This is a genomic window from Bifidobacterium sp. LH_730, from assembly GCF_056355835.1.
This window is the reverse complement of the sequence record NZ_JBKETB010000013.1, coordinates 1-17955: the sequence shown is the minus strand read 5'-3', so window position 1 is coordinate 17955 and position 17955 is coordinate 1. Positions and strand designations below refer to the sequence as shown.

General features: G+C 61.2%; 18 protein-coding genes and 3 pseudogenes. 11 read left to right on the top strand and 10 right to left on the bottom strand.

Features of this window, described 5'->3' with window-relative positions:
• Window positions 1-59: 59 nt before the first annotated feature.
• Together rhuM and AC1AUD_RS11820 are read left to right on the top strand one after the other, a co-directional pair.
• Window positions 60-1064 carry a RhuM family protein gene (rhuM, locus tag AC1AUD_RS11825; protein ID WP_476574578.1) on the top strand — a complete coding sequence of 335 codons (1005 nt, stop codon included), beginning with the start codon at window positions 60-62 and terminating at the stop codon, window positions 1062-1064.
• 834 nt (window positions 1065-1898) lie between these two features.
• A complete protein-coding gene (locus tag AC1AUD_RS11820) occupies window positions 1899-3368 on the top strand; it encodes an ATP-binding protein (protein WP_476574577.1) in 1470 nt (489 codons plus the stop codon).
• Window positions 3369-3588: 220 nt separating this feature from the next.
• On the opposite strand, the gene AC1AUD_RS11815 is transcribed toward AC1AUD_RS11820, so the two are convergent.
• Both AC1AUD_RS11815 and AC1AUD_RS11810 read right to left on the bottom strand, forming a co-directional pair.
• Window positions 3589-4449 (bottom strand): aldo/keto reductase, encoded by an 861-nt coding sequence (locus tag AC1AUD_RS11815; RefSeq protein ID WP_476574576.1) that lies wholly within the window; start codon window positions 4447-4449, stop codon window positions 3589-3591.
• A 44-nt stretch (window positions 4450-4493) separates the two neighbouring features.
• On the bottom strand, window positions 4494-4640 hold the full coding sequence (locus AC1AUD_RS11810; RefSeq protein WP_476574575.1) for a hypothetical protein: 147 nt from the start codon (window positions 4638-4640) through the stop codon (window positions 4494-4496).
• Window positions 4641-4709: 69 nt separating this feature from the next.
• Here AC1AUD_RS11810 and AC1AUD_RS11805 point away from each other — a divergent pair.
• Both AC1AUD_RS11805 and AC1AUD_RS11800 read left to right on the top strand, forming a co-directional pair.
• Window positions 4710-4823 (top strand): annotated as a pseudogene (locus AC1AUD_RS11805) (LysR family transcriptional regulator); the annotation flags it as partial.
• A 45-nt stretch (window positions 4824-4868) separates the two neighbouring features.
• Window positions 4869-5456, top strand: a complete 588-nt coding sequence (locus AC1AUD_RS11800; protein ID WP_476574627.1) for a substrate-binding domain-containing protein — start codon at window positions 4869-4871, stop codon at window positions 5454-5456.
• Window positions 5457-5732: 276 nt separating this feature from the next.
• On the opposite strand, the gene AC1AUD_RS11795 is transcribed toward AC1AUD_RS11800, so the two are convergent.
• The 3 genes from AC1AUD_RS11795 to AC1AUD_RS11785 are packed head-to-tail and all read right to left on the bottom strand — an operon-like array spanning window position 5733 to window position 9315.
• Window positions 5733-7031 carry an ABC transporter permease gene (locus tag AC1AUD_RS11795; protein WP_476574574.1) on the bottom strand — a complete coding sequence of 433 codons (1299 nt, stop codon included), beginning with the start codon at window positions 7029-7031 and terminating at the stop codon, window positions 5733-5735.
• Entirely contained in the window at window positions 7018-8316 is a 1299-nt protein-coding gene (locus tag AC1AUD_RS11790) for an ABC transporter permease (protein WP_476574573.1), read from the bottom strand. The genes AC1AUD_RS11795 and AC1AUD_RS11790 overlap by 14 nt, the downstream gene beginning before the upstream one ends.
• Before the next feature lie 24 nt (window positions 8317-8340).
• Window positions 8341-9315 (bottom strand): ABC transporter ATP-binding protein, encoded by a 975-nt coding sequence (locus AC1AUD_RS11785; RefSeq protein WP_476574572.1) that lies wholly within the window; start codon window positions 9313-9315, stop codon window positions 8341-8343.
• Between the two features lie 124 nt (window positions 9316-9439).
• Between AC1AUD_RS11785 and AC1AUD_RS11780 the strand changes: the two genes are divergently transcribed.
• From AC1AUD_RS11780 to AC1AUD_RS11755, 6 genes and pseudogenes are all read left to right on the top strand, one after another.
• Window positions 9440-10798, top strand: a complete 1359-nt coding sequence (locus tag AC1AUD_RS11780) for a sensor histidine kinase (RefSeq protein WP_476574571.1) — start codon at window positions 9440-9442, stop codon at window positions 10796-10798.
• 50 nt (window positions 10799-10848) lie between these two features.
• Window positions 10849-11540 (top strand): annotated as a pseudogene (locus AC1AUD_RS11775) (response regulator).
• Between the two features lie 417 nt (window positions 11541-11957).
• Window positions 11958-12413, top strand: a complete 456-nt coding sequence (locus AC1AUD_RS11770) for a PadR family transcriptional regulator (RefSeq protein ID WP_476574570.1) — start codon at window positions 11958-11960, stop codon at window positions 12411-12413.
• Entirely contained in the window at window positions 12410-13300 is an 891-nt protein-coding gene (locus tag AC1AUD_RS11765) for a DUF1700 domain-containing protein (RefSeq protein ID WP_476574569.1), read from the top strand. Before AC1AUD_RS11770 ends, AC1AUD_RS11765 begins: the two co-directional genes overlap by 4 nt.
• Before the next feature lie 269 nt (window positions 13301-13569).
• Window positions 13570-13890 (top strand): KilA-N domain-containing protein, encoded by a 321-nt coding sequence (locus AC1AUD_RS11760; protein ID WP_476574568.1) that lies wholly within the window; start codon window positions 13570-13572, stop codon window positions 13888-13890.
• Window positions 13851-14078: a hypothetical protein gene (locus AC1AUD_RS11755; protein ID WP_476574567.1), complete on the top strand. Its 228-nt coding sequence runs from the start codon at window positions 13851-13853 to the stop codon at window positions 14076-14078. Before AC1AUD_RS11760 ends, AC1AUD_RS11755 begins: the two co-directional genes overlap by 40 nt.
• Window positions 14079-14146: 68 nt before the next feature.
• On the opposite strand, the gene AC1AUD_RS11750 is transcribed toward AC1AUD_RS11755, so the two are convergent.
• The gene (locus AC1AUD_RS11750; RefSeq protein WP_476574566.1) at window positions 14147-15136 is read right to left on the bottom strand and encodes an XRE family transcriptional regulator; all 990 of its coding nucleotides are present in this window, start codon (window positions 15134-15136) and stop codon (window positions 14147-14149) included.
• Window positions 15137-15311: 175 nt separating this feature from the next.
• Here AC1AUD_RS11750 and AC1AUD_RS11745 point away from each other — a divergent pair, with 175 nt between their 5' ends.
• Entirely contained in the window at window positions 15312-16055 is a 744-nt protein-coding gene (locus tag AC1AUD_RS11745; RefSeq protein WP_476574565.1) for a tyrosine-type recombinase/integrase, read from the top strand.
• Between the two features lie 9 nt (window positions 16056-16064).
• Here the strand turns inward: AC1AUD_RS11745 and AC1AUD_RS11740 are convergent, their stop codons facing one another.
• From AC1AUD_RS11740 to AC1AUD_RS11725, 4 genes and pseudogenes are all read right to left on the bottom strand, one after another.
• Window positions 16065-16292, bottom strand: a complete 228-nt coding sequence (locus AC1AUD_RS11740) for a hypothetical protein (RefSeq protein WP_476574564.1) — start codon at window positions 16290-16292, stop codon at window positions 16065-16067.
• Complete coding sequence (locus AC1AUD_RS11735; protein ID WP_476574563.1) at window positions 16289-17017, bottom strand: peptidoglycan recognition protein family protein; 729 nt, start codon at window positions 17015-17017, stop codon at window positions 16289-16291. The genes AC1AUD_RS11740 and AC1AUD_RS11735 overlap by 4 nt, the downstream gene beginning before the upstream one ends.
• The gene (locus AC1AUD_RS11730; RefSeq protein WP_476574562.1) at window positions 17014-17331 is read right to left on the bottom strand and encodes a hypothetical protein; all 318 of its coding nucleotides are present in this window, start codon (window positions 17329-17331) and stop codon (window positions 17014-17016) included. The genes AC1AUD_RS11735 and AC1AUD_RS11730 overlap by 4 nt, the downstream gene beginning before the upstream one ends.
• Before the next feature lie 6 nt (window positions 17332-17337).
• A pseudogene (locus AC1AUD_RS11725) lies at window positions 17338-17955 on the bottom strand (SGNH/GDSL hydrolase family protein); the annotation flags it as partial.

Below are 17955 nucleotides of genomic sequence, written 5' to 3'. Positions count from 1 at the left end.
TTTTGGTGCTCGGATGTGGCGAGAATAAAATACAAAGCCACAGCCGGAGGAACAGCGCAATGCCGTCTGATTTCGATCCTTCCAATCACGGTCAGGTGATTCTCTATAGAGCGGACGGTGTGAACGTGCCGGTGGAGGTCACCTATTGGGAACGCACGTTCTGGATGCCGCAGAAGAACATCGCGCAGCTTTTTGGCGTCAACGTGCCGGCGGTGTCGAAGCATCTAACGAACATCTATGCCGAGGGCGAGCTAACCGAATCGGCAACTATGTCGGAAATGGAAACAGTTCGGAACGAAGGCAACAGAACGGTTCGACGCACCATCCGCTTCTATAGCTTGGATGCAATCATCGCAGTCGGATACCGAATCAGCAGTCCGCAGGCCACCCGATTCCGCCAGTGGGCAACAAGCGTACTGCACGAATACATGATCAAGGGTTTCGCGCTCAATGATGACATGCTGAAGAACGGCAATACATTCGGCGAGGACTATTTCAAGGAACTCCTCGCCCGCGTGCGCGACATCCGCACCAGCGAGAAAAGGCTTTACAGGCAGGTATGCGAGATCTTCCAAGAGATCTGCATCGACTATGACAAGGACAGCCATATCGCCCGCGAGTTCTATCAGAATATGCAGAACCGGTTCCACTACGCCGCCCACGGACACACCGCGCCCGAAATCATCAACGAGCGCGCGGACGCCGGCCAACCGCATATGGGTCTGACCACATGGCAGGGTTCTCCCGAGGGACGCATCCATAGATCCGACGTGACGGTGGCGAAGATTTATCTGGATGAAGGCGAGCTGAGGCGGCTCAATTCGTTGACAAGCGGTTTCCTCGACATGATCGAGAACCGCGTCGCGGCAAGGCTGACCACTACGATGCCGGAGTTCATCGGACTTGTCTCGCAATACATCCAACTTGCCGGCGGCGCGGCATTGACCGACAAAGGTTCGGTCACGCGCAAGCAAGCCGACAAGAAGGCTATCGGCGAATACGAAAAATTTAATCAGGGGCAACTGTCGGACTTCGAAAAGTTCGCCAAGGAACTGAAAGCCTGACCGTCACGAACACAGCAATAGGCATCACAAGCCGGTTTCGTATGATTACCACCACCGTCCCGAGCAAATGACAGCTTCCCTCTGTCATTCCGAGCGAGCGGCAGCCCCCCTCGCTGTCATTCTGAGCGAGCGAAGCGAGTCGAAGAATCTCAACCGAGGATCCTTCGACTACGGCCTTCGGCCTTCGCTCAGGATGACAGTAGGGCATTGGCTTTCATTCAGGATGCCGAGTGGTGTCTTCAGTCCTCGCTCGGGATGAGCGCGCGTTTTGAAACAGTTGGTGGATTAGGCGAACAGTTGGCGGGTTCATAGGGAAGCAGCCCCGGAGTTTCGCCTATTTCGCGGGATGATAGCGGAGAGCCCCCACCAACTGTTCGCCTAATCCACCAACTGTTCGAGCGTTGTTCTCCCGACTGCTGTCATTCTGAGCGAGGGACAATTCCTCATTGTCATTCTTAGCGAGCGCAGCAAACTGAAAAATCTCTTTGCCGCGATGAGATGCTTCGACTTCGGCTGCGCCTCCGCTCAGCATGACAGAACGATGGGGCTCAGCATGACAATGCGACGGCACACCTCCGCTCAGGAGGATAAGAACATCAAGCATGTTGCTTCTATGAAACGGTTTATTTAAGTTGGTAGGCCCGTTCAAGCGATACCACCGGTCAAATCGTTGATATTCCAATGTTTCTTTATTTAAGGGAAAGCTGTCCGATATCTGCTCGATACGAACAGCTATCAGCTACCAGCAGAATCGACAACAGTTTTGCCGCGTTCGTCAGGTTTGCCTGCTTGTAGGCTTGAGGCAGCGAATGGATAAAGCAAGAGGAGACTGGCATGCTGGTTCAACTGGATGAAGCCACCCGATTCTCGCGCATGCCGGAAAGTCAATATTTCGACCGCAAGAGCGCCAGAATCAAGCCGGAGGATGCGGTTCGGCACATCATCGCATTCGCCAACGCCTCGGGCGGCCAGCTGGTCATCGGCATCGAGGACGATGGCACGGTCACGGGGTTCAGGCGAGAGAATGCCAAGCCGATCGAATCCTTCGAGCAGCTGCCGATCACGCTGTGCGCGCCCGCTCCGGTGGTGCAGGCGAGAAGAGTCCCTTGCGTCAACGATGCCGGCGAGGATGACGTGGTTTTGGTGCTGGACGTGGCGCCATCGTCGAACCACGTGGTCGAGAAACGTCTTGGTGGCGACGTGTACCTGCGCGAAGCGGACAACAGCGTGCGCTTGGATCGCGAGCAGGTGCGCGCCCTGGAGTACGACAAGGGCCAATTGTGGTTCGAGGACGAACCGGCTCGCGGCAACGCGAGAATCGACGACGTGGACCATGAGTTTCTGGCTCGGTACAAGCGGGTCATCGGCGCGGAGCACATGGACGACGAGCGTTTGCTGGAGGCCCGTGACTTCCTGCGCGATGGCCGGTTGACGAACGCCGGTGTGATTCTGTTCGCCGCCGATCCGATGCGCTTCCTGCCCTCGGCGTGGGTACGCGTGCTGCGCGTGGATGGCACCGAGCTGCGTACCGGGCGCAATCTGAACATCACCAAGGACGTGGAGTTCTCCGGCCCATTGGTCAGCGTGGTCGAGAAGGCCGGGGCGTTGATCGAAGCATTGCTGCGCGACTTCCAAATACTCGACGACAACGTGCGGTTCAAGACAGTGCCCGAATACCCGCGTTTCGCATGGTTCGAAGGCTTGGTCAACGCAGTGGCTCACCGCGACTACTCATTGCAGGGCGACTACACGCGCGTGATGATTTTCGACGACCGACTGGAGATCACAAGCCCAGGCACACTGCCCAACCGGGTGACCTTGGAGAACATGCGCACCACCCGGTTCGCACGCAATCCGAAGATCTGCCATGTGCTCACCTCGTTCGAGATGGTGCGCGAACTCAACGAAGGCGTGCACCGCATGTACGAGGAAATGGACGAACTGGGCCTGCCCGCGCCCGAGTTCAGCGAGCCCAGCGGCATGGTCGTCAAGCTCGTGCTGCGCAACGACATCGCCCGGCGAGTGCCCTACGTGGCCGCAGCCGACGCAGCTATGGATATGGTCAGGAACAAAACAGAAGACCACAACCATGCGACGAGCAGCCGAAAGCCCACTCCCGTAGAACGCATAGCACTGGACATCGTTGCACGCGATGGCAAGGTTAGTACACGGATTCTGGCAGACAGCGCCGCAGTGAGCACTAAAACCGCCTCCGGTGTGCTGGCATCTCTGTCAGAACAGGGATTGCTGACATGGCATGGTTCCAGTCAGCGAGATCCCAAGCAGTACTACTCCACCCGATAGCTTCGGAGTATTTCGGAGTAGCTTCGGAGTATTTCGGAGTAGCTTCGGAGTATTTTGAATCGCGCAAAACTATAGCGCAGACTCGCAAGGAGATGAAGAGAGCCAGATTCTCCATGCTCCGCAAGCCCTGCGCCTGCGTTATGCCACGACTTCCCCGTTGCCATTCCGAGCGATTCCCTCCTCTGTCATTCTGAGTGAACGATGCCTAGGCAACCGCGTGTCATTTGCCGCTGAAGACGGGGAAATGGGTGAATTCGACGTAATCCTTGAGTGGTTCGATGGACTTGAGGCGTGCCATGTCGTCGTCGGTGATTTCGAAGTCGAGGGCGATGTTGGCGCGCATATGCTCCGGGTTCGCGGTTTTGGGCAGCGGCAGCGTGCCGAGTTGCAGGTCGTAGCGGATGCATAGCTGCGGCACCGTCACACCATAGCGTCCGGCCATTTCCACAAGTTCCGGGCGGTGCAGGATCTCACCGTGCGCCACCGGAGAGTATGCCTCGACGAGGATACCGAGGGATTGGCAGTGGTCGATGAGCGCGGTGGGCGTGTTGCCCACGTGCACGAGCAGTTGGTTGACCATCGGCGCGACCGCGCAGGAATCCATGATGGTGGCAAGATCGGTTTCCTTGAAGTTGGATACGCCGACGGCGCGCAGTTTGCCGGCCTCGTAGGCCTCCTCCATCGCGCGCCAAGTCTGACGGTTGCCCTCGGCATAGTCGCCGCCGCGGAAATCCGCCCACGGTTGCGGGCTGTGGATGAGCATCAGGTCGATATGGTCGAACCCCATGCGTTCCAGTGATTCATCAATGGCTTTGGCCGCGCCGTCATAAGTTTTGACCTCCGCTGCGAGCTTCGTGGTGACGAACACCTCATTGCGCGGCAGTCCGCAGGTGCGCACGCCTTCGCCGACGCCGGCCTCGTTGCCGTAGGCCTGGGCCGTGTCGATATGACGGTATCCGGTCTTAATGGCATCACGCACAGCCTGCGCGGCCGGTTCGCCGTCCTCGATGAACCACGTGCCCAAGCCCAGCTTCGGGACGCGCACGCCGTTGGACAGTTCATAGGTTTCCTGTGCGATCATGACGTTCTCCTTTGCGGTAGTGATGACAATAGTGGGACACTGTGCTATCTCGCGGCGTCAAGCCGCACGGACAACGCGATGCAGACGATCAGCACATCAAGACAGCTCAGGAAGAACGCGGTGGCCGCCGCGACCACGGGGAGATGCAACGTGCGCGCGGGCGAAACCGGGGAGGCGTGAGGCGCAGCCATTTGCAATGCCTTTCTTACGGGGTTACGGGGGAGAGAAAATGCCGCGCATCATGGTAAACGGCGGCGGCCGACGTGCTGCGCATGAGCCAGCCGACGCTATCCCGCCAGATCCAAAACCTCGAACAAAAGGTCGGAACGCCCCTGTTCGTGCGCGGAACCCACGGCCGAGCTCCGGAACTGACGGAAGGGGGACGCTTACTGCGCCGTCGCGCGGAAGGGCTTGTAGCGTTGCACGACAAGGCGCTGGCCGAATTGGAGGAGCTGTCCGGCGAACCGTCCGGCGAGGTCAGCATCGGCGCCGCCGAATGCGAGACAGTACGCCTGCTGGCCCAGGCAATGGTCAAAGTGCGCGAACGGCATCCCCGCATCCGATTCCATATGTATGACGCGAATGTGTCCGATGTGCTCGAGCGCATCGATGCGGGCTTGGATGATTTCGGGCTGGTGCTTGAACCGGCGGATCTGTCCCGCTACGATTTTCTGAATCTGCCGCCCCTGGACCAATGGGCGCTCGTGATGCGGCGTGACCATCCCCTTGCGGGGTGCACCTCGATCCGCAAGGAAGACCTTGCCGGTGTTCCCCTGATCGTTCCCCGCAATTCATCCAAGCGCAACGACCTGTCGGGGTGGCTTGAGGGCGGCGTCGACGCACTGAACGTGGTCGGTACCGCGAACATCCTGCATAATTCCGAGCTGATGGTCGAGGAAGGGTTCGGATGCAAGCTGGCGTTGGCCGATTCCCTGATCGCCGGCAGGTCGGACCGGGCTTCGGGACTGGTCGCAGACCACTTGAGCCACCCGTCATGGCGCGGATGAGTCTGATCTGGCGCAAAGGCCAGCCGATGTCGCGCGTCTGCCGAACATATCTGGATGCAGTGCGCCGTCTGGCTACGGCGTGACGCGTCTTCCGCCAGTGACGCCACCCCAGTTTTCTCCCATATCGTTATGAAATATGAAAGTAGGAGCCGAATTCCCTGTGCATCATGGGGCCGGCTCCCGCGCTATGCGGGATGGACACTTGCAGTTCTAAGCCTATGGCCTATAGGAACGTAGCGCTTAAGAGTTCGCTTTGGCTGCCAGTCCTAGGCAATCTCATATGGCCGCCATGAAGCGTTGGCTCGTTCTCACCCGTCCGACGGCCAGGCCCAGACTTATGAAGGCGGCGGCGAAGAGCAGGAGGATGCCGACCGACGTGCCCCACGAGGTCAGGTTGGGCGAGCCAACGACAATGGAATCTCGCCCGCCAAAGGAGTCGTAGACCGCTTGGACGAACCACCATCCGGGTGTGAAGCGGCACAGGGCCACCATCGGTCCGGCCATCATCGAGGCGGGAACCCATGCGCTTGACAGGAACACGAGCGCCAGGGAGACCACGTTGGAAATGCCGCTGAGCGCGTTGGCGGACACGCCGAATTGGCCGACCATGAATCCGAAGGCCAGGGCCATGACGGTTAGCGCGAGCGCCGCAACCAATGCGAGCGCGACTCCCGGCGAGTTGATCAGCGCGGTGCCGCCCGGCGTCAGGGCGAGCATGACCAGCGCGAGCAGCGAGTAATACACCCACGCCATCAATCCGACGGTGCCGCTGGCGGCCATGATCGCCAGCCCGGTGCCCGCACTCGTGGCGGGCGAGGCGGCGAGCCGGGAACGGATGCGGCCGGTGGTGAAACGGGTGACCACCAGTCCCACAGCCAAGGTCAACGCCGCCATCATCGGATAGATCATCGAGGAGACGACGGTGCCGAAGGCCGTGGCGGCAATCGCGGACTGGTCCTGCGTCTGGGCGGATTTAGTGGCGACGACGCGCACTTCGGGAACGTCGCGCTGGTTCTCCGTTGCCGTTGCGATGGCGTCGCTCAGCGCGGATCGAAGGTCGGAGCCAGAAATATCGGTGGCACCCGCCGATGCCTCGACCGCCAGCGCCGAGCGGACGGCGGACACGAATCCATCGACCTGGACGCGCGCCAACGCGGCCGAACCGGAGGAATAACTGGTGACCGTCTCCAATTGAGGAAGGTCGCCGCCCGTTTGCGCGGCTTGCGCGAGGTCGGCGGCGTACCCTTCTGGCACAACGACCATCAGCTTGACGGCATCGGTGGCGACGGCGTCCTGCATGGTTCGCAGGTCGTCGCGCACCTCGACCAACTCGGACTTGCCTTCAAGCGCTTTGCGCAATCCACGGCCGAAAGCGTGACCGGATTCAGTATCGCGGTCGACGACGGCCACCGTGGCTTTGTCAGGGCTGAAGGACATGCTGTCGCCGCTGGAAGCAAGCATGCTCACGACGCCCACGGACAGAACGACCATCAGCGCGGATGTGCCGAGCAGGTACCCCAGAATGGCTCCCAGATGGCCCCGGATGACGCGGAGCGCGGCTTTACAGGTGCGCATAACGATGCCTCCTCAGCAGGACGACGGACAGAACCAGGCCGACGCCGCCCATGACCAGCAGTCGGCCGATGGTGACGGCGAACGGGGTGAGCGAATCGTAATACAGCAGGTCGTAGAACAATTCCGAGACTTGCTTGACCGGGGAAATGAGATGAAGGATGGGCACGGATTGGGCGATGCGATCGTTGATCTGCATCGAGAAAGTCCCCATGAGGCCGGCAAGCGTGGACAGGCCGACCGACAGCGTGGTGGCCACCACGCTTTTGGCTTCGATGGTGAGCTTGGGCACGGCGCCCAGCGCCAGGCCAAGCGCGCTGGCGACGAACGAGGCGACCAAAATGCCCAGTTCGGCCAGCCATTCGCGCCCACCCACCGCGATGCCGAGCACGAAGCGGATATAGAGGAACGCGACGCTCAGGGACAGGAATGACATGAGCCAACCGGAGAGGAACACACCAAGTGCCATGCGTGCTTTTGGTAGCGGGCCGGCGCTGAGGCGCGCACCGGAGTCGGACAGGTTGGCTTGGAGACTCACAATCGACGTGCAAGCGAACAGCATGCCCATCATGGCCGCCATGCCAAGCAGGGCGAAATGGTAGCGGGCCATCGCATCGGGTTGGAAATGGGTGAGTGTGATTTCGCGGGTCGCGGATTGCTGGGATGCGGCGGCATCTGACGTGGCGGCCTGGACGAGTCGTTCGAGACGCGCCGGGTCTGAGGCGAGCGTGGAGTCGGCTTGTATGGACCGGCCTACGGCCCCGGCGATGGTGGCGCGCTGTGTGTTGAAGGAGTCGACCGCGCTCGCCAGCGCGGACAGTGTGATGGAGATTGGGCTGCCGCCATTGGCCTTGGCCGCTTGGACCTGCCCCGCCGCCGAAGCGGAGACGGACAGGGCGATATCACCCTCGCTATCGGCCGTCATCATGGCCTGCACGTCCCCATTGTCCAGCATCCGCCGCGCAGCGGTCTCATCAGCCGCCTCCCGGACGCGAATAAGTGCCGTATCCTCCTGGGACGGCGCTGTATCCTGTTGCGTCGCGGACTGGCTGTCGGCTTGTGGCTTTTCGGATATGGACGTGACGAATTCCTCGGCGCCGGTGGCTTTGCTCCAGGCGTCGTCGCGCACGACGGCGACGGGCATGGAATCGATGACATTGGCTTCGTCCATGTTGCCGAACACGCCTTGCAGCAGTGTGGCGAGGATGATCGGGAAACAGAACATCCAGAACAGGCCCGTTTTCTCGCGCAGGCTAATACGCGTCATGGCCAGGAAAGTGCTCCACATGATGCCGCTCCTTTCGCTTCGCGCTCACTGGTCGCGCAGTGCGGTTCCGGTCAGTTCGAGGAACACGTCGTTCAGGGTGGGTGGACGGCTGGTCAGATGTCCGAAGGCCACGCCGGCGGATTTGAGTGTGTCGAGCAGATCCACGAGATTGTTCTCGCCGCGCCGGCAACGCACATCGAGTTCCTTGCCGTCCCAATCCGCCTCGATGACGAAGCCGAGCATCCGCACCCGTTCGAGGACGCCATCGGGCAGGTCGAGCACGGAGATGGTGATGCGCTCGCCCATGCCGATCATGTTCTTGAGTTCCTCGGCGGTGCCGAGCGCCAGATGCCGCCCGTGGTCCATGATGAGGATGCGGTCGGCGATCTGTTCGACTTCCTCCATGTAATGGCTCGTGTAGACGATGGTCGCGCCCTCGCGGTTGAGCCGTTGGATGCCTTCGAGGATGGCGTTGCGACTCTGCGGATCGACGGCCACCGTCGGCTCGTCCAGGAAGATGAGGTCGGGCCGGTGGACGATGCCACATGCGATGTTGAGGCGGCGTAGGAGTCCGCCGGACAGCTTGCCCGGGCGGAAACGCCGGAACTCGCTCAACCCCACGAAATCGATGGCCTGGTCCACCAGTTCGGCGCGACGGGCGCGCCCGGGCACATACAGCGAGCAGAAATAATCGATGTTCTCGCCCACGGTCAACTCGTCGAATACCGCCACGTTCTGCGGCACGATGCCGATGCGGCGCTTGAGCTCGTAGGAGTTGGACCCCATTCTTTCGCCGAACACGCGGATATCGCCCGCGTCATAATTCAGCAGCGCCAGGATGCAGTTGATGGCCGTGGATTTGCCGGACCTGTTGGGGCCGAGCAGGCCAAAGACCTCGCCTTGGCGCACCTCAAGGTCGAAATAGTCAAGCGCCAGCATATCCCCGTAGCGTTTGACCAATCCGTTGACGGACACGGCCGCGGGGCGCTCCCCGCGCGCCGGTTGCGTTGACGCGTTCATCCTTTCCTCCTTCGTTTGCTTCCATCATCCTCCTCGCACGCCGCGCGACACCGGTGCCATCCGTCACATTCCTCGCCCTCTCAGTGACATTTGTCACCATGCGGCCGGGGTTAGACTGGCGGATATGCGAGGATTATGCGCCAAGTTGCTGCTGGCGGCGTTATGCGCGGCGTTGGCCGCGTCGGACGTTCCCACGGCAGGACCGGGCGCGCCCGCCGTGGGAACGTTGACGGCGCTGCTGTGCGCGGTATGCGCCGCTGGACTGGGCGAATGGCTTATCGGCGTGTATCCCGCCAGCGGACACACGGCGGTCGTCACAGGGAAGTCGGCCGACATGCGAGCCATGTCACGGCTTCCCGTTGCCGCCATGCCCGGGGCGCTCCTTTCCCTGTGCGCGTTAGTGTTTGTTCCTTTCGAGGCGATGCTGCCGGTCGTCGCCTTCGACAGTGCGAAAGCCGCTGAGGCTCCCTCGCACTCGGCCGTCTCACGCGCATCGTTGTCAAGCCCTTCTCTGCCTGTCATCATCACCATCGTCATGAGGCTCGCATGGCTGATGCCGTTGGGGTGGCATGCATTCCGCGCCCGTGACGAGATAAGCGAACTGGCATCTCTGGCGATTCTTGCGTTGCTATGCGCGGTCGCGTGGGCGTGGGGCGCGTCATTCGGCCGGGAGGAACGCTTGCTCGCCGCCTTGCGCCAAGCGCAGGACAGCCGGCGCGGCACAGTGCGCGATCTCAAAGCGCAGATTGATGATTCGCAGGAGGCGCAGCTCTCCGCCGTCCACGAGGCGCGACTGTCAGAGCGCACACGCATCGCACGGGATATCCATGACAATGTGGGCCATCTGCTCACACGCGCCATCATGCAGACCGAGGCGGCGCGCGTGGTGGCCGAAGCCCGCGCGGACGGGCCGGCCGCCGATGGATTCGCACAGGTCTCGGCCACGGTGAACGAGGCGATGACGATGGTGCGCCGCTCCGTGCATGATCTGGATGACGCGGGGCAGGATTTCGCCGATCTCATCCGTGCCGCATCCCTCGGCAATGGTCACGACGGCCCCGAGGTGACGCTGCGCAACACCATCCAGCAAGCGCCGGCGGTCGTGGGCCGTTGTTTCGCGGCGATCATCCGCGAGGCACTGACCAATGCGACGCGCCACGGACACGCCGCGCACGCGACGGTAAGCGCGCAGGATTTCCCCGCGTTCTGGCAACTGGTCATCCAAGACGACGGTGCGACGGCGAACGATACGCAAGCTGGTTTGGCAACAGCCGGAACGCGTATCCCTCATGATTTCTCCGCCGACGCGTTCGCCTTGGATGCGCGAGTCATGGGGCTGGCGGATATCGATGCCCGCGTGGCGGCAATGGGCGGCGTGTCCACCCACGGACCGCACGGGTCGGGATGGAGGGTGTTCGTTTCGATACCCAAAAGCCGGTTCGGCGCATCGTTCGACACAAGTTCGATGCCGGCGGACGATTGACGGACACTGCGGATTAGGACGGGACGCAGCAGGATAAAGGACGGAAAGATATGAAGGTTGCGATTGCGGATGACGACGCGATCGTCTGCTCGTCGTTGTCGACGATTCTGACGGCCACGGGCGCGGCCGAGGTGATATGGACGGCGGGCGACGGGGCTGAGGCGATGGCGAAGTATGAGTCGGGACCGGCGATGCGCCCCGATGTGCTGCTTCTCGACGTGCAGATGCCCGGCACGGACGGGCTGGCCGCCGCCGAACAGATCCTAGCCTTCGATCCAGCGGCGCGCATCCTGTTCCTGACCACCTTCGCCGACCGGGACTATATCTCGCGCGCGATGGCCCTCGGCGCAAAGGGCTATCTCATCAAACAGGACGTGGCTTCGGTGGCCCCGGCCCTCCAGGCCGTCATGGCCGGGCAGGTCGTGCTCGGCAGCGAAGTGCTTGGCAAACTCACCGCCACGCCGCCGCAGCATGGCATGACGGGCGCCGTGGCGGGCGATACCGGCGATGCCAAGGGCACAACGCCGGCCTTGCGCTCAGCGATCACGACATGGCGCGCCTATCCGACAGGGAACGATCCATCGCCGCGCTGGTCGCGCAGGGACTCGACAACCGCGACATCGCCTCACGGATGTTCCTCTCCGAAGGCACGGTGCGCAACCGCATCAGCGACATCCTCGACAAACTGTCGCTGGACAACCGCACCCAACTGGCCATCGCCTGGCTCCACGCTCACCACTGACAAAAGATCCACCTGGGCGACCCGTGCAAGAGCAAGCCCGGGAACCTGCGCACCGTCATCCGCCACCCCATCGTTTGACGAAACAAACGTGGGCCCATGGCGCCCCACTGTCATTCTGAGCGAGCGGAGCGAACGAAGAATCTCTCTGCCACGTTGAGACGCTTCGGCTTCGGCTACGCTGACAGGCCTCGCCTGTCCGTCGCGGTCTGAAGGCCGCTTCCCTCGCCTACGGAAGCCCCACCGGGGCTTCCGCTTAACGGCTCAGTGCTCAGCATGACAGGGGGCAGCCACATCGCAGTTCAGCTTCATTTTTTATCCATGCGACACACAATATTATTTGTTACGTTATACTATGTGCTATATAGTATTATGTAACGCATAGCGGGCAGCAATGCCATGACGCAGAAAGGAGGGCTTATGGACAGCAAAACCAGGCGCGGATTCCTGGAGGCGTGCGTGCTCACGGCCGTGAACGAGCGTGAATCATATGGGTATCAGATCATACGGGATGTGCCGGCGGCGCTCGGACTGACCGAATCGACGCTGTATCCGCTGCTCAAGCGATTGGAGGCGGCGCACTGCATCAGCGTGCGGTCGGCCGAGCACAACGGGCGGCTGCGCAAGTACTACCGCACCACCGACGAGGGCAAGGCGCGCATCGAGGACTTCCTCGCCGACTGGCCCGATATCGAGGCTGTCTACCGGTATGTCGCCGGGGAACGGCAGAGGGCCGACACCGAATGCATACCCGTTGGTGCCGTCGATCCCGTAGATTCCGCCGCCGCATATCCCACCGATTCCAGCACCACCAATTCCAATACCCCCGATTCCGACACCGACAACCGCACCACTGACGACAAGGACGCATCATGAACCGCACCGAATATCTGAGCAAGCTGGCCGCGCAGATCGCCACGCTGCCCGACGAGGAGATCACCCGCTCGCTCGCCTTCTACAGCGAGGCGATCGACGACCGCATGGAAGCGGGCCTGAGCGAGGAGGAGGCCGTCGCGCAGTTGGAGCCGCCGGCGGTCGCGGCCCGCATCATCATCGAGGAACTGCCCATCGTGCCGCGTGCGGTCGCCGTCACGAGGCGGCGCAGCGAAACCCTGTTCCTCACGCTGGCGATCATCGGCTCACCCATATGGCTGAGCTTGGCGATCGGCATTGTCGGCGCCGCGGCGGGCATCTATATCGCGATCTGGGCGATGGTATTCGCGCTATGGGCCATCGTCATCTGCTTCATCGCAGGACCACTGCTCGGCATCGGCGTGCTGCTCTGGAACCTCGCCACCACGGGATTCACCACCGGCGCCTTCGCCAATGGACTATGGCAGTTCGGCATCGGTTTGATTCTCGGCGGACTGGGCCTGCTGTTGATCCGCCCGACCATCGCGGCCACACGAAGGCTGGCCGGACTGTCCGTGCGCTGGATCAAGGCCGTGGCCGCGCGATTCGTGCGGCGTGACGCGGCGGCACCGGCAGCGACATCACGGACGCAGGCACCGACGAAGCCGCTCACCGCCAGCGACAATCCCGATTCGGCAACCATTGCCGGCACCATCATCGCAGCGCGCAACGCAAAGGCTGAACGCATCTGGCACACCGTGTTCATCGCCGCCCCGATCTGCATCAGCGCAGGCATCGTCGTACTCGTCGCAGCCCTCGCCATCAATCACTGGGGAGTCAATCAGCTGGTAGACGTCGCCGGAACACTACTGGCGGACCATTTCGTCCTCCTGCGCATGCTTGGAGTGTGATAATTCATGCTGATAGGCGCAGAAAGCATTGCCCAATCATATTGATGCCACGCAACGCTGTTCTATTGTCTAAATACAAGTGCGACACTTGAGGCTAGTCAACTGTCCCCCTAGATTGCAGCCTAGTGACGCTCGTTTCCCCAAACGAACGTCACGCTTCTATTACGCAGTGGGCGAACGTCATTGCGTCGACTTCGCTACAATGGCCGGACACAGCTGGTTTTCCGAAGCGGGAATCAACCGGAAACATGGGGGAAGCGAGGAAGGGCATGAGCAAGGAAACGCAAGGCACATTCAACGTGAATGGTCTCGAAGTCAGAGTCGTTTCGCACGGGAAAGACGATGATTACATATCGCTGACCGATCTGGCCAAGCAAAAGGTCAGGCCTGGCGAGGACCCATCAGTTGCCATTCAAAACTGGATGAGGAACCGAAATACCGTGGAACTCCTCGGAATCTGGGAAACATTGAACAACCCAGATTTTAAACCCCTCGAATTCGATGCGTTTAAAAAACGAAGCGGGACGCAAACCCGGATGCGGACGGAAATATGCGCGACCACGCCAGCGTCACGCAGAACCTCGTGCTGAGCAATCTAGAGAATCTCAACGCCGTCATGCTGCGCGACGGTATGGATAGACGCGAACGCACGCTACGGCTCAACGAAATCGCCAGGCAACAGATGGAGGCCTTCAGCGACAATCCGACCATCAAGAGACTCGAATCCGGCAACGGCAAGCGGCACATCAATCCAAGTCATTCCACACCAAAAGAGTGACGATGCGCCACCTTGTCGCATCCACAAGACGAACGTAACAAGCTAACGCCCTCGTGGCATAACGACGCTCATTTGTCTTTGCGGAAGAGGTCGATGATGAGGGTGGCGATGCCGCAGAGCATGCCGCCGATGGGCCAGGCGAGCCAGAAGAGGCCCTGGCCGGTCTGCCAGCCGCCTGCATCGTCCATCTCGTTCACCGGTTTGCCGGTGAAAAGCAACACCAGACCGACGATGGTGGCGATGAGCATGATGACGCCGCACACCGTGCCGATGAGCCGGTCATGGAAATCCTCTTCTCCCGCACGTTCTCGGCGTTCCTTCTCGGCGTCCTTGTTGTAGTCGGCGATATCCATAAGCCCTTTGCGCATGCCGACATGGACGATGATGCCCACGCCGGCCCCGATCAACACCAGCAGCAGACTCACCGGCCAACCGTCCGAAATGCCCTGCACCTCGTCGAACCATAGCATCGTCGCCACACCCATCAGAATCAGGCCGATGCCGACGGTTATGCCGACCGCAGTGCGGCGCGTGGCGCGGGCATGGTCCTCGTCGACGTAGAAATCCTCGATGAATGGATGCCTGCGTTGGAATTCGGCATGAGCCATGCCAGCCGGGATGATGAACGCCAGACCGACGATCACGCCAATCACGACGCAGAGGAAGGTCAGGAACGAATTGGTCGGATTGATCCCAAGGATGGAATTGTCCTCGTCGAACATCAGCCCTGCGGCCACACCCCAGATAATCGCGGCGACGCCGGCGGGAATCATCAGCGAGAAACGTCGACAATGTTCGTCATATCCGGTCATATCCTGCGCCGGCGCAACGGCGGGCGTCATCAGCGGAGCGGTGCCGAGGATCGTGGAGGACGCACCGTCAGCGGCAGCAGTGGCGTCCGCTGTCTCAGCGGCATCGCGCATGGCCGCGCCGGATGATACGGCAGCCGCGGCCTCATCATCGGCCGTTCTGTCCGCCTGCGCCCGGCTCACATCGCCCATGACCAGATCGTCGAGCGTGCAGCCGAACAGATCGCAGATCACGAGCAGCTTATCCATCTCGGGATAAACGACTTGGGCCGGAAATGGTCGCAAAGTGCGTGGAACATGCCGAGTACGCCTTGACGGCGTAGAAAGTTGGTGTGTCATGCCGAATAGTCGTTTGGATGTCCCTAATGCTTGGCGGGGGCCGATAGCCGAATGGCTGGCCGTCCGACGCGCCGCCGGACAGAGCGTGAAGACGGTCAAGAACAGGCGTTGCGAAATAGAATATGTGGCACGCGGGTTGAAAACCGGCCCGGCGAAGGTCACCGGCCGCGATCTGGTGAATTTCTTCGCCGCGCAGTCATGGGGCATCAACAGTCGCAAGAGCTACAAGGCCACAGTGCGAACGTTTTTCGAGTGGTTTCAGACTTCCGGCTATCGAGCAGACAACCCGGCTTCTATGCTGCCGTCGATCAGGAAACTTGAACCGGCACCGAAGCCATGCCCCGACAAATGGATACTTACCGCGTATCAACGCGCGGACGATGACGAACGGCTTATGCTCCAACTGGGCGCTGAAGCAGGGTTGAGGCGTGCCGAGATAGCGGCGTGCCATGGCAACGATGTTGTGCAAGACCTGTTGGGTTACAGCCTCCGCGTGGTCGGCAAGGGTAGCAAACAACGGTATGTGCCAATAGGCGACGATCTGGCCGCCAAGATCATGGACCGCGAGGGCTGGTGTTTTCCCGGACGTTTCGGCGGCCACGTCACGCCTGAACTTGTCGGTTCCAAGCTGTCCGCGCTACTGCCCGACGGATACACGGCCCACAGCCTCCGGCACCGGTACGCCACGCGCACGTATGAGGAAACGCACGACATCTACGTGGTGTCGAAGCTGCTGGGCCATGCGTCGGTCGAGACTACGCAAACATACGTCGCAATTCCCGAACGGGATTTAAGGTCGGCGGTTGGCGCGGTGGCACTGGTCAACTAAGCCATTGTGTCATTTGCCGGCCATGCGCAGCGGGTTATAGGCAACGCCCATGCCGGCTGCGATCAGGCCGCCGACTGTGGTGATGTAGTCGCCCACGGTGGGGTCTCCGAACTTGGTGAAGCCGAAGCCGACGGCCACGGCTATGAGTCCGAGCACGTACACGATTGTTCGCACGGTTTCGTTGAACACGGGTGTGTATCCGGTGTTCTCGCTGGTGGCGTGTTGTGGCTGGCTCATTGCTGTGTTCCTTCTACGGTGATTTTGAGGGTTTCGAGTTTGGCTTTCACGGCGTCGGTGACGGCGTTGGCGATGGTGCCGGGGTCTGCGCCCATGCTGTTTGCCAGTGTCTCGATGGCGGCTTGCTGGGCGGTGATGGTGGCCGTGAGTTGCGGCACTTGGATGGCGTCGAGGCCGTAGAGTCGGTCGATGGCTTTCACGCCGTTGAGGTCTCGCGCCCACACGGCGTCCGCGATTTCCTGCGCTGTTGGCATGGTTTGGGTTCCTTCCACTAGTTGTTTGAATTGTTCCCAGCTGTATCCCCAGCGGGAAAAATAGGGGTGTGGGTCGGTGTGGTCTGTGCCTCCCCACATTTGCCGGGCGTCGTCGTGGCAGATAAGCCGGTCGATGCCCCAGCCGTGCGCGTCGAGTCGTTCCCTGACCACCTGCGCGGCCAGTTCGATGCCGTTTTGGAAGTCGGTCTGGTTGGTGGCCTCGCAGATTTCCAAGCCTTCCACGTAGGCGTTGCCGTTGCCGACCTGCCAGCACAGGGCGTCGTATGGCACGGTGTGGTATGCCTCCGTCCAGTCGCTGACTAGGTGCGCGTTTGGCACGTCGTTGTTGCGCCAGTAGTTGACGTGGTTCGCGGCGGTCGCGCCGGGGTTCGCGGTCGAGTGAACGCAGAAATAGGTTGGGTTCAACGGCCCGTGCCCGGCCCTGACTATGGCTTCCTTGATGACGCTCATTGCGTGTCCTCCGTCGTTTTGGCTATGTGCGCGGCGCGTATGTCCTCGATCATCTGGATGCCCAAGCCGTTGCCTCCGAGCGCGGCGTAGGCGTTGTAGATGGTCTCTGCGGTTTGTTTGGTGTCAACGTCGCACACGCCGCCGTTGGCCACCATCGCGGCCTGTATGTGCTCCAGCTTGCAGAACAGGAGCACGCGCAGGCCTTCCTTGGTGGGGGTGTCGCGGTCGAGCCGGTTCAGCCACCATTGCACAATGCTGGTAGCCGTGCCGGAGCCGATGACGGCGGCCAGCAGGGTTATCAGTTCGCTGTTCATCGCTTCTCACATTCCCGCCGCCCAGCTGGCTTCGATCATCACCCATTTGTCGGTCGGCAGGTTCGCCATTTCGACCTTCAGGCCTTGCGTGCTCACGCTCAGGTAGCAGTTGGTAACGGCGTTGACGGCCAGATACTTGGTCTGGATGTTGCTGCACAGGTATTTGTCCGCCGTGAACGCGGTGAAGCCGGCGTCGATGGCGCGCCCGGTGTGGGCGGTGATCTGCAACGTGATGACGCCGTTTGCCTCCGCGAAGCGTTTATGCTGAATCTGGTCGAAGATGGGGTCGCCGCTGATTCTGGTCACGGTCAGGTCTCGCGCGTATTCGGGCCAGAACGTGTTGTGGCCGGTGAGCATGAGCTTGGTTGCGATGCTGGCCCATTTGCGGTAGCCGGCGGCCTTCATGTGTATGTATCCGTCGGCGTCGCTTTCGGCGATCATCTGTCCCCACCGGTGAACGCCCTGCATGAGCACGACGCGCGGGTTCGTGGTGTCGGTCAATGCCAGCGCGGCGTTGTTGATGGAATGCAGCGCGGTGTAGTGTTCGTGCAGGCCGAGGCCAAGGCCTCCGGCGATGGGGAACACGTAGGTGGTCGCGTTCGGCGCTTCCTGCCTGATCTTGTT